The organism is Prevotella sp. P6B1, assembly GCF_000702825.1.
In the GTDB taxonomy this organism is placed as follows: Bacteria; Bacteroidota; Bacteroidia; order Bacteroidales; family Bacteroidaceae; genus Prevotella.
Genome location: NZ_JNKF01000010.1, coordinates 574844 through 590154 on the forward strand (window position 1 = coordinate 574844; position 15311 = coordinate 590154).

Here is a 15311-nt window from a genome sequence, read left to right on the forward strand (position 1 = left end):
TTGTTTTTAGTTACTCGTTTCGTTGCAATTTGGCATAAGGTTCACCCATTAGTGTCAGGTTTTCATTGTGCACAATATTGACATCGATGCCCTTTTGGAAAATCATGACGACATCAGAGCCTCCGAATTGGAAGAATCCCATTTCATCGCCTTTTTTGAGTTGCTGACCTACTTGTAGTGAAGGAAGCCAGTTAACACTACATATCTGCGACATACCCACAGGCATCATAGCCACCAGCCCGTATTGCTCTGTCTCGATGATTGCGCAGGCTCGCGTCTCTACCATCTGAAAGCCTATGTCGTTTACGTAGTAGTAGAGTTTGGAATTATTGTCCCAAAGTGTATAACCGCCTCCAGCCGATACGCCTGGTATCGTTCTTAGCTCCTTGAGTACACCATCAACGGGTGCGTGATAACGATGGTAGCAGTTAACATCGAGGAACGTGTGAGTAAGTGTACCGCCTGCGAAGGCGTTCTTGTACTGCGAGTCGTTGCCTATCAGTTGGGCTATGTCAGAAATCTTAGCTGTTTTAATCTGTAAACTATCAGGATATTGCAACTGGTTATTATCGTCAATCTGCCAAGTAAGTTTGGGCCAAGAATCAACTGGACACACAACCTCTGTGTCGGCAATTGGTCGCATGGCGGGTGAGGCTAACTTACGAGCAAAGAATTCATTGAATGTACGCCATTGGTTGCCTTCGCCGTACCAACCTTCTGTGAGTCCCCAATCTGGGTCATCCTTTACCATATTATAATAGGTGTCGTTCCAACTGTCTTCTGTCGACAGGAATTCCCCCCAGGTATTGCTGTAGATAGAAAGCCATGAGGCAAACGGTTCAACAAACTCTACTGTGGGATAGAAAAAACCGCGATTACGAAGTTCGTCGAGAGGTTGATCGACGATGAACCAGAAGTAGCCAATGCCTTGGTCGGTACGACCGTAGAGTCCCCTCCCGTAATCGTTGGGAGCTTGATGAATCATCACGTTCCAAGGCAACTGATGTACATTCCAGTCAATGAAATCGTAGAACTCATTGAGTGATTGGGCTGGGTTGTATTGACGGTCAGGATTGATTTCGGCAGCCTGAGCGATGGCGTGTTCCAGTAGCGATTTAATCTCGTCATTCTCATTGCATATCTTGATGAGGGCTTTCGTTGCCTCTGTATGTTGATGCCCTGGCGGTATGACAGGGTCATCATCGTTGCTACATGCAGAGAACTGCATGCTGCATAGCAAGATGGTTAGCAACAACCAAAGATTAAGTTTCTTCATAGGCGCTATTACTCAAGATAGGTATATCCGTAGAGTCCAGAACGGTAGTTCGAGAGGAACTCTTTTCCCTCGTCGAGACTGATCTTACCCTGCTTAACACTCTTGGCTACCCATACCTCTAACTGACGAACCAGCTTTTTGGGGTTGTACTGTACATATTCGAGAACCTCTTCTACCGTCTCACCATCGATAATCTGGTCGATGTGATAATTGCCGTCTTTTTCAGAGATATGTACGGCATTAGTATCGCCAAACAAATTGTGCATGTCGCCTAAGATTTCCTGATATGCTCCTACCAGGAACACACCTAAATAGTAAGGCTCGTTCTTTTTCAATGCATGAACGGGCAGCGAGTGGGTGTTATGGCGGTTGGTGGTGAAGTTGGCTATCTTGCCGTCGCTATCGCAGGTGATATCCTGAATGGTAGCGTTGCGTGTTGGACGCTCGTCTAATCGCTGGATGGGCATGATGGGGAATACTTGGTCAATAGCCCATGAGTCGCTGAGACTCTGGAACAATGAGAAGTTGCAGAAGTACTTGTCGGCCAAAAGCTTGTCAATCTTCATCAGTTCCTCTGGAATGTGCTTCAGACTCTTGGCTAAAGCATGGATCTCATGACAAACACTCCAATACATTGCTTCTACTTCTGCGCGCGTTTTCAGATCGACGATACCATGCGAGAACAAATCGAGCACTTCTTCACGAATCTGTTCAGCATCGTGCCAATCCTCAAGAACATTACGTGGGCTCAGGTTGTCCCAGATTTCATAGAGGTCCTTTACCAACTGATGTGAGTTCTCGTCGGGTTCAAACTCTTCTGGCATCTCTGGCAGAGAAGCTGTCTCCAGTACATCGATGATCAATACTGAATGGTGCGCAGCTAATGAGCGCCCGCTTTCGGTGATGATATTGGGATGTGGCAGATCGTTCTTGTTGGCTGCCTCAACAAAAGTATAGATACAGTCGTTAACATACTCTTGGATAGAGTAGTTCACCGAGCTCTCACTCGATGGTGAACGGGTCCCGTCGTAGTCAACTCCAAGACCTCCTCCGCAATCTACAAAGTCAACGTTGTAACCCATCTTGTGGAGTTGGATATAGAACTGTGATGCCTCGCGTAGGGCTGTTTGGATGCGACGGATTTTGGTGATTTGTGAGCCGATATGGAAATGGATCAAACGTAGGCAGTCATTCAGTCCCTTCTTGTCCAGGAAGTCCAGTGCTTCCAGCAGTTCTGCGCTTGTCAGACCAAATTTGCTGGCGTCGCCACCACTCTCTTCCCATTTTCCTGAGCCTGATGAGGCCAGCTTGATACGGATGCCGATATTGGGACGGATGTTCATCTTCTTTGCTTCGCGAGCAATAATTTCCAGCTCGTTCATCTTCTCTACAACTATGAATATCTGCTTGCCCATCTTCTGTGCCAGCAGTGCCAACTCGATGTAACTCTGGTCCTTATAGCCGTTGCAGACAATAATCGAGTCGCTTTGACATTGCATGGCAATCACAGCGTGTAGCTCAGGCTTTGAACCAGCCTCAAGGCCAAGGTTGAACTTGCGGCCATGCGAGATAATCTCCTCAACGACTGGTTGCATCTGATTTACCTTGATAGGATAAACCACATAATTCTCGCCTTTATAGTCATATTCTTCTGAAGCCCTTTTAAAACAGCTCCAGGTCTTTTCAATTCGATTGTCGAGAATATCTGGGAAGCGTAGCAGAACTGGTGGCGTCACATCGCGTAGTGCCAGTTCGTCCATCACTTCGCGCAGGTCTATCTGCGTATTGTTCTTACACGGAGTGACGTAGACATCGCCTTTGTCGTTGATGCCAAAATAAGAAGTGCCCCAACCATTGATGTTGTAAAGCTCTTTCGAGTCCTCAATTGTCCATTTCTTCATAATCCCAATAATTCTTTTATTTTTGCCACGCTGATTTTTATTTTCTCATAATTGTCCATTAGGCTGACGTCGAGCGTATATTTTGCCTTTGTATAATAGGGCTCGCGCTTATCCAGTTGTTCTCGAATATAGGCTATCAGCTCTTCAGGGGTTTTACCCTTGATAAGTGGGCGTTCAACCTTACCCATCAGTAAGTGGTTGTACAGTACTTCTGGATCGGCTTTCAGATACACGGTCTGACCTTGTTGGTTCAGATATTCCATGTTGTCAAAAAAGCAAGGGGTGCCTCCACCACAGCTGATAATCACATCCTCAAATTCGGCTACCTCGTGCAGCATGCTGTGTTCCATCTTACGGAAACCTTCTTCCCCTTTTTCTGCAAAGATCTGTGCCACACTCTTGTGCATTCGGCTTTCTATATACCAGTCAAGATCGTAGAAGGTGATACCCAACTCTTTCGAGAGTGCCTTGCCGACAGTGGTCTTTCCGGCTCCCATGTAGCCTATCAGGATTATACGCTTCATGCCTTCTTCGTTGTCTTTCTTGTTGTCCTCTTCGTTGTCTTTTTGACGCCTTTCTTCTCCTTGTCTTTTTCAAGTTCTCGCGCCTCCTCGATGAGTTTCATGCACTCGTCGTAGGTCAGGTCCTTTGCTTTCTCGTGAAGACTCTTAGGTAGACGGTAGTTTTGTCCGTCATACGATAGATAAGGACCATAGAGTCCGTTCATGACCTCCAACTTGGGATCTTCCAGGAAAAATTTGAGGTGCTTGGCGGCTTCTTGTCTGCGCTTTTCCTGAATCAGGGTGATGGCTTCATCCAGTGTGATGGCCATAGGGTCGGTATCCTTAGGAAGTGATGCAAACATGTTTTCATGCTTCACGTAGGGACCGAAACGGCCAGCTCCGATAATAACTGTCGAACCCTCGAAATCACCTAACTCTCGTGGCAACTTAAATAGCTCCATTGCTTCTTCGAGGGTGATGGTCTCCATGCTCAGTTCTTTGGGTAACTGGGCAAACTGCGGTTTCTCCTTGTCTTCTGATGAGCCAATCTGTACTACGGGTCCGAAGCGGCCAATCTTTACAAATACGGGGCGTCCGCTTTTTGGATCATTACCCAATACACGCTCGCCGGCTTTGAATTTCTGGCGACTGTTCATGGTCTCTTCTACAGTGGGCTCAAAACTCTTGTAGAACGATTTCATCATGTCGGTCCATTTTTCGTCGCCTTCGGCTATCTTATCGAAATCCTGCTCCACCTTTGCGGTGAAGTTGTAGTCCATGATTTCACTGAAGTTCTCCATCAGGAAGTCGTTTACTACAGTACCAATATCTGTGGGAATCAGTTTGCCTCTGTCGGAACCAGCCCACTCCTTGCGGGTTTTCTGGGTAATCTGCTTTCCTTTCAACTGGAATATGGAGTATGAACGCTCCTCACCTTTTTTATCGCCTCGCATCACATACTCACGCTGCTGAATGGTAGAGATAGTTGGTGCATAGGTTGATGGACGACCAATACCTAGCTCTTCCATCTTGTGTACCAGACTAGCTTCAGTGTAGCGCTGTGGACCGGCACTGAAGCGCTCAGTGGTTATAATCTCACGACGCACCAACTCCTGACCTTTCTTCATGGCAGGCAGGGTGTGGCTGTAGTCTTCGTTCTGTTCGTCGTCGTCGATAGATTCACGATATACTTTGATGAATCCATCGAACTTCACTACCTCGCCCTGAGCGGTAAATACCTCTTCTATATCATCGCTCTTGATGGTAATAGTGGTTTTCTCGATTTCAGCATCAGCCATCTGGCTGGCAATAGTGCGCTTCCAGATAAGCTCATATAGGCGTTTTTCCTGTGCTGTTCCTTCTATGGCATTCTTGTCCATATATGAAGGACGGATGGCCTCATGGGCCTCTTGTGCACCCTTTGAACTGGTGTGGTATTTGCGTAACTTGCTATAGTTCTCACCATACAGGTTTACAATCTCTTTTTTGCTGGCGTTCAGACATAGCTCCGACAGGTTTACAGAGTCAGTACGCATGTAGGTGATGCGTCCGCTTTCGTACAAGTGCTGAGCTACCATCATGGTCTGGCTGACAGAAAAACCAAGTTTACGTGCAGCTTCCTGTTGCAATGTTGATGTGGTAAATGGGGGAGCTGGCATGCGCTTCATAGGTTTCTTGGTGATGGCATCAACTGTAAAGGTGGCTGTCTTGCACTTTTCCAGGAACTCCATGACCTCTTCTTCTGTCTTAAACCGTTTGCTAAGCATCGCCTTAACCTCTGATGCAGATCCATCAGGGTTAGCAACGGCAAATACACCGCTGACGCTATAGAAAGGTTCGCTCTTGAAATTCTGAATCTCGCGTTCACGCTCTACAATCAGTCTGACAGCAACACTCTGTACGCGTCCTGCTGAAAGGGCTGGCTTCACTTTGCGCCACAATACGGGCGAGAGTTTAAAACCTACCAAACGGTCCAGTACGCGACGGGCCTGCTGGGCATTAACCAAATCCATGTTGATATGGCGAGGATGCTCGATGGCATCCAGAATGGCAGATTCTGTGATTTCGTGGAATACGATACGGTTGGTGTTCTGTTCGTCTAATCCCAGCACTTCACACAAGTGCCATGAGATGGCTTCTCCCTCGCGGTCCTCATCGGATGCCAACCATACGGTCTGAGCTTTGCTTGATTTGTCTCTGAGTTCATCAACCAGTTTCTTTTTCTCGTCTGGAATCTCATATTCAGGCTCCAACGTTTTTTCGTCGATGCTGATTTCCTTTTTCTTCAAATCGCGGATGTGTCCATAGCTCGACATCACCTTGAAGTCCTTTCCTAAGAATTTCTCGATGGTCTTAGCCTTTGCAGGCGACTCCACTATCACTAAGTTCTTTTGCATATTCTGACTCGTTATATTTCTTTTGGGCTGCAAAAGTAAGCAAAAAACTCTCTACCACCTTATTAATATAGCATTTTTTGTTTTTATTAACAATTCTGAGTCAAGAAACGGTGTACAGCCTGACGTATGGAGCGTAATCCGAAGCGTTCTACATAGACCTCTCTGAGTGGAACCCATTGCAGGTCGGCGGCATCATCGTCGGCCCTCAGTAGAGAGTCGTCTTCTACGTGACAGATGAAGAATAAGTCAAGTGTATGTATGTCCATGCCAGAATAGCGGTAAACATTGGGGATGGAGAACTGATACTTTACATTCTCCGGGTTGATGATGAGCCCTGTTTCTTCTTTGATTTCTCTTACCATGCCTTCTTCAGCGTTTTCGTCGTTGTCGACAAAACCGCCTGGTAGGTCCAGAGTTCCCTTGGCGGGTTCTTTGGCGCGTTTAGCCACCAGCAGCTCGCCTTTGTTGTTCAGGATGAAGGCGGCTGTCGAGGCCCGTGGGTTCTGGTAGTAGGTAAACCCACAGTTGGCGCAATGCCTGCTGAGGGCATTGTGTATCTCAAAGTCCTGACTACCACATTTGGGACAGAAATGGAATAATTCAAGCGGATGTTCACTCATAGGCGTTACCAGTTGTCGGTTCTGAAGGGGAATAAAGGCAGGTTGGCGCCGTTCTTTACGTTGCCAATCTGGAAATTCTTAAAGCAGTAGCGTACGGCCACCGGTCTCTTCACCTGTGGTGCGGAAATCTTGATGGCCTCGTCCCAATAGCCGCCACCAGGCTGCCAGAAGTGCTGGGCCTGAGCGGGATAGAACACCTTATCCTCGCCGGCTATCTCAAAGCCTTGGATATCCTCAAACGGGGCATCGGTGTGGTAGTTGTTGTCCAGATGGATATAGATGGCATCCTCCTTGATGTGCATATCCTTGAAGGTGGAGCTCTGGTAGAGGATGCCTTCGAAACCATAGTCGCGGTGCAGGGCCGTATAGGCTAAGCGCTGGCCCACCTGCTGTTTCTGTGCAGGGTGTATCTGACTGAACTCATAGGGATATACCAGGTCGTTGATACACACCAGCGAGCTGTTGGGGATCATCTGCTGGGCCTTGAACTGCTGTTCGCGTAGCAGGGCACCGCTGATGGCGTTGTTGTCGTCGTCATAGCGGTAGGGAGCTATCTGCACGAAGTAGAAAGGAATCTCGCCCAGTTTGAACTGGCTGCGCCACTGTTCCACCAGCAGTTTCAGGCGCTGCGCATACTGGTCGCCCGGGTCGCCCACATTCGAGCAGCCCTGGTAATACAGGATCCCCTTTACGGTGAAGTTCAGGATGGGGTTGAAAGTGCCATTGCCCCAGAGTAGTGAGCGATGGTAGTCCCATTGTGCCCATTTCTTGCAGATCTCGACCGAGTCGGTGGGGTCGTTGGTGTATTTCTCCAGGTTCTCCTTGGTGAGCCAGCTTTCTACACGCGAACCTCCCTTGTTGGCCTCAATCAGTCCGATGGGAATGTCGAGTGCCTCTTGCATGGTCTGTGCAAAGAAATAGCCTGTGGCAGAGAAGTCGCCAACGGTATTGGGTGCGCATACGCGCCACTCGCACTGCGCATCGTTCAAGGGCTTGGCCGACATCACGCTTGGTATCTTGGCACTGCGAATGCCTGGGTGCTTCTTCGCATCGATCACCACCTGGTTGTAGTTGTTGACAGGACACATCCAGAAGCCTTTGACGGGCATCTCCATGTTCGACTGTCCGGCGCACACCCACACCTCGCCGCTCAGCACATTGCTGATGGTAAGCTTCTCGCCGTCGTCGAAAGTGATGGACAGCGGCGTGTAGCTGGCCTTGGGTGTCTTAACGCTTACCAGCCATTCACCCTGCTTGTTGGCTTTGGCTGTAGCCGTCTCATTGCTCCACGAGGTTGTTACCTTGATGGTCTTGCCGGGCTTGGTCCATCCCCACAGGCGGGCTTCGGTTTGTTGTTGTAATACCATGTTGTCGCCAATCAGATGGGGCAGCCTCACTTTGGCCTGGGTGCCCAGCGCCAACAGCATCAGTGTTGTAATAGCTAAGATTTTCTTCATCATTTATTGTACAGTTTCAAGTTACTGTCGGCAAAGATACTAAAAATCCGTAAAAAGCGCATCATTAGTAGCATTTTTTTATTACCTTTGCGCCAAAATTGGAAAAATAGTATATGAAAAGTTTAAGAAAAGTACTAGTGATGTCGCTGTTGGGGCTCTCTTTCGCGGCGTTTGCGCAGAAGGGTACCACCCTGCCGCTCTGGCCCAACGGTCCCGCAGTGGCGAGTGTTGATGATAATGATAAGGCGGAGCTCACCGTTTATCTGCCTGATGCCAAGAAGGCAACCGGTCGCGCAGTGGTGTGCTGTCCTGGTGGCGGGTATCAGCATCTGGCTATGGACCATGAGGGGCATCAGTGGGCGCCTTTCTTCAATATGCAGGGTATCGCTCTTATTGTAGTTAAGTATCGTATGCCTCATGGTAACCGTCTGGTGCCCATCTCTGATGCTGAGGAGGCTATTAAGACTGTACGACGTCATGCGGCAGAGTGGCGTATTAATCCTGATGATGTGGGCATTATGGGGTTCTCGGCAGGTGGTCACCTGGCTTCTACCATCGCCACCCATGCCAAGGATGAGGCTGCACCTAATTTCCAGATCCTGTTCTATCCGGTCATCACCATGGATTTAGGTTTCACCCATAAGGGTTCGCATGATAACTTCCTGGGGGCTATGCCTAAGGATAAGAAGGGACAGAAGGAGTACAAACAGTTGGAGTTTGACTACAGTAATGACCTGCAGGTGAACCGTACCACGCCTCGAGCCTTCCTGGCATTGAGCGATGACGACAAGGCGGTGCCAGCGGCTAATGGTTTTAACTACTATCAGCAGTTGTATAAGCATGATGTGCCCGCATCGATCCATATCTATCCCACTGGTGGACATGGCTGGGGCTATCGCGAGACCTTCGCCTATCACTATCAGATGGTGTTCGAACTGAAAGGCTGGCTCCAGAGTTTTTAATCCATTAAATGTTCACTTATGTATTTTACAGGTATCATTATTGCTGTTTGTACTTTCCTGACGATAGGCATCTGGCATCCGATCGTTATTAAAACCGAATATTACTGGGGTACCCGCCCTTGGATTATCTACCTTATCGTAGGCCTTGCCTGCATTGCTGGTGCGCTATTCATCGAGAATGCTATCATTTCGTCGATAGTTGGCGTATTTGGTGCTTCTGCCTTGTGGGGCATTGGCGAGTTGTTTGCACAAAAGAAACGTGTAGAAAAAGGCTGGTTTCCCAAGAACCCTAAGAGGTGTAAAAAAATCTAACTGGTTTTCAAATGCAAAGCACTTAGAGCGCAATTGTTCTCTAAGTGCTTTGCAAAATAAATCAAAAATACAACTTTTACAGCAGATTCTTGATTTCTGTTTCGAGGTCGGCAATCTGTGCGGCACGCTTCACGAGGTTGTTGCCGCGGTCGATGATGAAGAAGTCGGGCACAGACTGAACGTTGTACAGCATGAGGCGCTGTGAGTTCACGCCGTCCTCATCGCGCACGCTGATCCAAGGCAGGGCGGCAGTCTGCTGCTTCCAGAAGTGCTCATCGGGGTCGAGGCTCACCTGGAAGATTTCAAGTCCCTGTGCGTGATATTTGTTATAGAGCTCGCGCAACTGGATGATGCGGGCGGGAGAGTTTTCCATAGCGAAGATGTGGAAGTCGAGCAGAACAACCTGGCCCTTTAGATTGGTGAGGCTGCGCATCTGACCTTTGTTGTCGAGCAACTGGATGTCGAGAACGCCGGCCTGCTGAACCTTGCTGGCGTCGATCTGAATGTCAGCATTTTTGGCATCAACAATGCGCTGGTTCTTCATGCCTTCGATGGCGATGTTGTGCAGGTTCTGTCCACGCTCGGCATGGGGGTAGTAGGTGTCCCAGCTGGTGGCTACAGCGGCAAATGCCTTGATATCTTCCTTGTTGGTACGAGGATTGAAAATCAGATAGTTGCCGATGGCCTGGAATAAGGCAAAGTAGGCATAAGCCTTATAGGGCTCCTTATAGATGTAGTCGCGCTTTACCTCGTTCTTATAGGCCTCAATGAGTGTCTGGATGCTATCGTTGGCTTTAACGATGCCTAACTCTGTGTTGCTCTGCAGGGCAATGGCCTTAGACTGCAGGTCCATCTGCTTCAGAGCCAGCTCGCGGATCTTCTCGCAGTTGTCTGAGCCACTGATGGTATAGTTAGATGCCATTTCCGGGTACTGGCCTTTTACCTGTACGGTCTCTGTAGAGTCGATGCTCACGTTGATAATCTGGTCGGCAATGCGAAGACGATAGAACTCAGGAGCTGTAGTGGCATCCTGGCTGAATGAGAAATCGCCAGCTTCGCTTAACTTTACAGAGTCGAGCACATTGATGCCCTCCAGACCTACATTCTCGAAGTAGAGCACAGAATCTTTTGCACCAGCAATCTGTCCCTCTACGGTGAACTGATTCTTATTGCACGAGGCAATTGATAATGCAGCCAATGCTACGGCTGCTGCTTTACAAATATGTTTCATCTTTTTAATTAGAATTTCGCTTTGTGGGTGCAAAGATATAACTTTTTTAGTGAATAGTGAATAGTGAATAGTGAAAAATTAAAAAAAATATTGAGTTTTCTCGTTTATTAATATAATTATGTGTAACTTTGCGGCTGTTTTTTATATATTAGATGTTTTTAAACAAGATGAACGTAATTACAAAAACCCTTCAATTGGCTGATGGACGTACCATCACCATTGAAACCGGGAAAGTGGCAAAACAGACCGACGGCTCTGTTGTTCTGCGTATGAACAACACCGTATTGCTCGCCACTGTTTGTGCCGCAAAAGATGCAGTTCCCGGAACAGATTTTATGCCTTTGCAGGTAGATTATCGTGAACAGTACAGTGCAGCCGGACGTTTCCCCGGCGGATTTACCAAGCGCGAAGGCAAAGCCAGCGACAACGAAATCCTGACATCAAGACTGGTGGACCGTGTGCTCCGCCCGCTCTTTCCTTCGAACTATCACGCTGAGGTGTTTGTGAATGTGATGCTGCTTTCAGCTGATGGCGTTGACCAGCCCGATGCTTTGGCAGGTTTTGCTGCCTCAGCCGCTCTGGCATGCTCTGACATTCCTTTCGAGTGCCCTATCAGTGAGGTTCGTGTAGCCCGTATCAACGGTGAGTATGTTATCGATCCAACCTTCGAGCAGATGAAGGAGGCCGATATGGATATCATGGTTGGTGCCTCGGCAGAGAATATCATGATGGTTGAGGGAGAGATGAAAGAGGTGTCAGAACAGGATATGATCGGCGCTCTGAAGGCTGCTATGGCTGCTATCAAGCCTATGTGTGAGCTTCAGGCTGAACTCTCAAAGGAACTTGGTAAGGATGTTAAGCGTGAGTACGACCACGAGGTGAATGATGAGGAGCTGCGTGAGCGTATGAACAAAGAGCTGTACCAGCCCGCTTACGATGTTACCAAGCAGGCTCTTGAGAAGCAGGCACGTGCCGAGGCTTTCGAGAAGATTCTTGCTGACTTCAAGGAGAAGTATGCTGCTGAGCATGCCGACCTGACTGAGGATGAGATGGAAGAGAAGTATGCTATGATGGATCGTTACTACCACGACGTGGAACGCGACGCTATGCGCCGTTGTATCCTCGACGAGGGTATCCGTCTCGATGGTCGTAAGACTGATGAGATCCGTCCTATTTGGTGCGAGGTTTCTCCTCTGCCAATGCCTCACGGAAGCTCTATCTTCACACGTGGTGAGACACAGTCGCTCTCTACCTGTACCCTGGGTACCAAGCTCGATGAGAAGATGGTTGACGATGTGCTCGACAAGAGCTACCAGCGCTTCCTGCTTCACTATAACTTCCCTCCATTCTGTACTGGTGAGGCTAAGGCTCAGCGTGGCGTAGGTCGTCGCGAGATTGGTCACGGACATCTGGCATGGCGTGGACTGAAGGGTCAGATTCCTGAGGACTTCCCTTACACCGTTCGTTTGGTAAGTCAGATCCTCGAGTCTAACGGTTCTTCTTCAATGGCTACTGTATGTGCCGGTACTCTCGCCCTGATGGACGCTGGTGTTCCTATGAAGAAGCCTGTTTCGGGTATCGCCATGGGTCTGATTAAGAATCCTGGAGAAGATAAGTATGCAGTATTGAGCGATATCCTCGGCGACGAGGACCACCTGGGTGATATGGACTTCAAGACCACTGGTACCAAGGATGGTCTGACCGCTACTCAGATGGATATCAAGTGCGATGGTCTGAGCTTCGACATTCTTGAGAAGGCTCTGATGCAGGCTAAGGCTGGTCGTGAGCACATCCTGAAGTGCCTCACCGATACTATCGCTGAGCCACGTGCAGAGATGAAACCTCAGGTTCCTCGCATCGTTCAGATGGAGATTCCTAAGGAGTTCATTGGTGCTGTGATTGGCCCTGGTGGTAAGATTATCCAGCAGATGCAGGAGGATACTGGTGCTACTATCACTATCGACGAGGTTGATGGTGTAGGTAAGGTTCAGGTATCAGCTCCTAACAAGGATAGCATTGATGCTGCTATCGGTAAGATTAAAGCTATCGTAGCTATTCCTGAGGTAGGCGAGGTTTACGACGGTGTGGTTCGTTCTATCATGCCTTACGGATGCTTCGTGGAGATTATGCCTGGTAAGGACGGTCTGCTGCACATCAGCGAGATCGACTGGAAGCGCCTTGAGACCGTTGAAGAGGCTGGTATCAAGGAGGGCGACCACATTCAGGTTAAGCTCTTGGAGATTGATCCTAAGACTGGTAAGTACAAGCTCTCTCATCGTGTACTGATTGAGAAGCCTGCCGATTATGTTGAGCGTCCTGCCCGTGGTGAGCGTCGTGAGCGCCCAGAGCGCAATGGCGAGCGTCGTGACCGTCGTCCGGACCGTGGCGATCGTCGCAACGGTGAGCGTCATGGAGAGCGTCGCCCACGTCCTGAGCAGCAGCAGGCTGAGGCTCCAAAAGAGGAACAGCCAAAGGACTTCAGCGACTCGTTAGATAACATGGATTTCTAAGAAAGAAATCTTAAAAATAAAGAAAAGCGTTAAATTTCTCTAAATTTGACGCTTTTTTCTTTTGCGCGTACCTTATATAATAAAAATAGTTAGTACCTTTGCACACCGATTTAGGGGAGAGGCTTAGAATCCCCGTGAAATGTTGTGTGAATAGCGGTGTCTTTGGCCGGGCATGGCGGTTCGTGAATCAGCGTTTCAATGATCCCCGTCAGGGAATTAACCCGAGGGGGTGCGACGTTAGACTGACAACCGGGAGTTAGACCCTGGGAGTGAGTTTATGCGCGTACATATTTAATTATAAGTTAAACTGTTTTTTAGTAGTAAATTTAAAATGAACACTTTGAGTTACAAGACACTTTCTGTAAACAAGGAAACAGCAAAGAAGGAGTGGGTGGTAATCGATGCCACAGACCAGGTAGTTGGTCGTCTCGCTTCAAAGGTAGCTAAGCTGATCCGCGGAAAGTACAAGCCAACTTTCACTCCACACGTTGATTGTGGTGACAATGTAATCCTTATCAATGCCGATAAGGTAGTTTTCACTGGTAAGAAAGAGACCGATAAGGTTTATACCCGCTACACAGGTTATCCTGGTGGTCAGCGCTTCAATACTCCTGCTGAGCTTCGCAAGAAGAACGGTGGTGTAGACAAGATGCTGCGTCATGCCGTTAAGGGTATGCTGCCAAAGGGTCCTCTGGGCCGCAGCCTGCTGAACAACCTCTTCATCTATGAGGGTACCGAGCATCCACATGCCGCTCAGCAGCCAAAGACTATTGATATTAACCAGTATAAATAATAAGGAAAGATGGAAGTAATTAACGCAATAGGTCGTCGTAAGAGCTCTGTAGCCCGCGTATACGTAACAGAGGGTACTGGTAAGATTACGATCAACAAGAAGGATTTAGAGGTATATTTCCCATCAGCTATCCTGCAGTACGTGGTTAAGCAGCCACTCGCTCTGCTCGAAGTAGCTGAGAAGTATGACATCAAGGCTAACCTCGACGGAGGTGGTTTCACAGGTCAGAGCCAGGCTCTGCGTCTCGCAATTGCCCGCGCCCTCGTGAAGATCAACGAAGAGGATAAGAAGAAGCTGAAGGATGCAGGTTTCATGACTCGTGATAGCCGTGAGGTTGAGCGTAAGAAGCCAGGTCGTCCAAAGGCACGTCGTCGCTTCCAGTTCAGTAAGCGTTAATCCGCCGAAGAACTTAGCGAAGAGTTTAGTATCTAAACCCGCTGGATTCCTTTGGACTACCATCGGGCTGATTCTGGACAAAAGAATTAAAAAGAAAGTAAACAATTTAAAAGCATTAAGAAAATGTCAAGAACAAATTTTGATCAGTTGCTGCAGGCTGGCTGTCATTTCGGTCACCTGAAGCGTAAGTGGAACCCCGCTATGGCTCCTTACATCTACACCGAGCGTAACGGTATTCACATCATCGACCTGCATAAGACAGTAGCCAAGGTTGACGAGGCTGCTGAGGCCCTGAAGCAGATTGCCAAGAGTGGCAAGAAAATCCTGTTCGTCGCTACTAAAAAACAGACAAAGGAAGTGATTGCTGAGAAGGCTGCAAGCATCAACATGCCATACGTTATCGAGCGCTGGCCTGGTGGTATGCTCACCAACTTCCCCACAATCCGTAAGGCCGTTAAGAAAATGGCGAACATCGACCGTCTGATGCAGGATGGAACCTACTCAAACCTCTCAAAGCGTGAGCTGCTGCAGATCACACGTCAGCGTGCCAAGCTGGAGAAGAACCTGGGTTCTATCGCCGATCTGACTCGTCTGCCAAGCGCACTCTTCGTAGTTGATGTAATGAAGGAGAACATTGCCGTTCGCGAGGCTAACCGTCTGGGTATCCCCGTATTCGGTATCGTTGACACCAACTCTGATCCTAACAATATCGACTTCGTTATCCCTGCAAACGACGATGCTAAGGACTCTGTAGAGGCTATCCTGAATGCCTGCTGCACCGCTATCGCCGAGGGTATCGAGGAGCGTAAGGTAGAGAAGGCCGATGAGAAGGCTGCCGACGCACAGGCTGAGGGCGAAGAGGTAAAGGCTAAGCGTGCTCCACGCAAGGCCCGCAAGGACGCTGAGCCAAAGGCTGAGGAGGCTGCTGAGTAATTATAAAGGTAAAATAGTAAA

13 protein-coding genes are annotated in these 15311 nt (G+C 48.6%); 6 read left to right on the plus strand and 7 right to left on the minus strand.

Annotated features, from left to right (window positions below; genetic code table 11):
• Positions 1 to 10: 10 nt before the first annotated feature.
• From T495_RS0103305 to T495_RS0103330, 6 genes are all read right to left on the minus strand, one after another.
• Positions 11 to 1276 (minus strand): phosphatidylserine decarboxylase, encoded by a 1266-nt coding sequence (locus T495_RS0103305; RefSeq protein ID WP_028902874.1) that lies wholly within the window; start codon positions 1274 to 1276, stop codon positions 11 to 13.
• An 8-nt stretch (positions 1277 to 1284) separates the two neighbouring features.
• Complete coding sequence (speA, locus tag T495_RS0103310; protein WP_033147558.1) at positions 1285 to 3177, minus strand: biosynthetic arginine decarboxylase; 1893 nt, start codon at positions 3175 to 3177, stop codon at positions 1285 to 1287.
• Positions 3174 to 3701 (minus strand): shikimate kinase, encoded by a 528-nt coding sequence (locus T495_RS0103315; RefSeq protein WP_028902876.1) that lies wholly within the window; start codon positions 3699 to 3701, stop codon positions 3174 to 3176. The genes speA and T495_RS0103315 overlap by 4 nt, the downstream gene beginning before the upstream one ends.
• The gene (topA, locus tag T495_RS0103320) at positions 3698 to 6076 is read right to left on the minus strand and encodes a type I DNA topoisomerase (RefSeq protein WP_033147559.1); all 2379 of its coding nucleotides are present in this window, start codon (positions 6074 to 6076) and stop codon (positions 3698 to 3700) included. Before topA ends, T495_RS0103315 begins: the two co-directional genes overlap by 4 nt.
• An 86-nt stretch (positions 6077 to 6162) precedes the next feature.
• On the minus strand, positions 6163 to 6696 hold the full coding sequence (locus T495_RS0103325; RefSeq protein ID WP_033147560.1) for an NUDIX domain-containing protein: 534 nt from the start codon (positions 6694 to 6696) through the stop codon (positions 6163 to 6165).
• A 5-nt stretch (positions 6697 to 6701) separates the two neighbouring features.
• A complete protein-coding gene (locus T495_RS0103330) occupies positions 6702 to 8153 on the minus strand; it encodes a sialate O-acetylesterase (protein WP_081832010.1) in 1452 nt (483 codons plus the stop codon).
• A gap of 113 nt (positions 8154 to 8266) precedes the next feature.
• Between T495_RS0103330 and T495_RS0103335 the strand changes: the two genes are divergently transcribed.
• Both T495_RS0103335 and T495_RS0103340 read left to right on the plus strand, forming a co-directional pair.
• The gene (locus tag T495_RS0103335) at positions 8267 to 9115 is read left to right on the plus strand and encodes an alpha/beta hydrolase (RefSeq protein ID WP_033147562.1); all 849 of its coding nucleotides are present in this window, start codon (positions 8267 to 8269) and stop codon (positions 9113 to 9115) included.
• An 18-nt stretch (positions 9116 to 9133) separates the two neighbouring features.
• On the plus strand, positions 9134 to 9427 hold the full coding sequence (locus T495_RS0103340) for a DUF4491 family protein (protein WP_033147563.1): 294 nt from the start codon (positions 9134 to 9136) through the stop codon (positions 9425 to 9427).
• Positions 9428 to 9503: 76 nt separating this feature from the next.
• Here T495_RS0103340 and T495_RS0103345 read toward each other — a convergent pair whose 3' ends face one another.
• Positions 9504 to 10658 (minus strand): TlpA disulfide reductase family protein, encoded by a 1155-nt coding sequence (locus T495_RS0103345; RefSeq protein WP_033147564.1) that lies wholly within the window; start codon positions 10656 to 10658, stop codon positions 9504 to 9506.
• A gap of 167 nt (positions 10659 to 10825) precedes the next feature.
• Between T495_RS0103345 and pnp the strand changes: the two genes are divergently transcribed.
• The 4 genes from pnp to rpsB all read left to right on the plus strand — a co-directional run bounded on the left by pnp (position 10826) and on the right by rpsB (position 15290).
• Positions 10826 to 13168 carry a polyribonucleotide nucleotidyltransferase gene (pnp, locus tag T495_RS0103350; RefSeq protein ID WP_033147701.1) on the plus strand — a complete coding sequence of 781 codons (2343 nt, stop codon included), beginning with the start codon at positions 10826 to 10828 and terminating at the stop codon, positions 13166 to 13168.
• Between the two features lie 331 nt (positions 13169 to 13499).
• On the plus strand, positions 13500 to 13961 hold the full coding sequence (rplM, locus tag T495_RS0103355) for a 50S ribosomal protein L13 (RefSeq protein WP_013063360.1): 462 nt from the start codon (positions 13500 to 13502) through the stop codon (positions 13959 to 13961).
• Positions 13962 to 13970: 9 nt separating this feature from the next.
• Positions 13971 to 14357, plus strand: coding sequence for a 30S ribosomal protein S9 (gene rpsI / locus T495_RS0103360; RefSeq protein ID WP_013063558.1), 387 nt, complete (start codon positions 13971 to 13973; stop codon positions 14355 to 14357).
• Positions 14358 to 14480: 123 nt separating this feature from the next.
• A complete protein-coding gene (gene rpsB / locus T495_RS0103365) occupies positions 14481 to 15290 on the plus strand; it encodes a 30S ribosomal protein S2 (protein WP_028902885.1) in 810 nt (269 codons plus the stop codon).
• Positions 15291 to 15311 lie beyond the last annotated feature (21 nt).

Coding starts and splice junctions, on each gene's coding strand:
- T495_RS0103305 (WP_028902874.1), bottom strand. CDS start 1,276: ATGAAGAAACTTAATCTTTGGTTGTTGCTAACCATCTTGCTATGCAGC.
- speA (WP_033147558.1), bottom strand. CDS start 3,177: ATGAAGAAATGGACAATTGAGGACTCGAAAGAGCTTTACAACATCAAT.
- T495_RS0103315 (WP_028902876.1), bottom strand. CDS start 3,701: ATGAAGCGTATAATCCTGATAGGCTACATGGGAGCCGGAAAGACCACT.
- topA (WP_033147559.1), bottom strand. CDS start 6,076: ATGCAAAAGAACTTAGTGATAGTGGAGTCGCCTGCAAAGGCTAAGACC.
- T495_RS0103325 (WP_033147560.1), bottom strand. CDS start 6,696: ATGAGTGAACATCCGCTTGAATTATTCCATTTCTGTCCCAAATGTGGT.
- T495_RS0103330 (WP_081832010.1), bottom strand. CDS start 8,153: ATGAAGAAAATCTTAGCTATTACAACACTGATGCTGTTGGCGCTGGGC.
- T495_RS0103335 (WP_033147562.1), top strand. CDS start 8,267: ATGAAAAGTTTAAGAAAAGTACTAGTGATGTCGCTGTTGGGGCTCTCT.
- T495_RS0103340 (WP_033147563.1), top strand. CDS start 9,134: ATGTATTTTACAGGTATCATTATTGCTGTTTGTACTTTCCTGACGATA.
- T495_RS0103345 (WP_033147564.1), bottom strand. CDS start 10,658: ATGAAACATATTTGTAAAGCAGCAGCCGTAGCATTGGCTGCATTATCA.
- pnp (WP_033147701.1), top strand. CDS start 10,826: ATGAACGTAATTACAAAAACCCTTCAATTGGCTGATGGACGTACCATC.
- rplM (WP_013063360.1), top strand. CDS start 13,500: ATGAACACTTTGAGTTACAAGACACTTTCTGTAAACAAGGAAACAGCA.
- rpsI (WP_013063558.1), top strand. CDS start 13,971: ATGGAAGTAATTAACGCAATAGGTCGTCGTAAGAGCTCTGTAGCCCGC.
- rpsB (WP_028902885.1), top strand. CDS start 14,481: ATGTCAAGAACAAATTTTGATCAGTTGCTGCAGGCTGGCTGTCATTTC.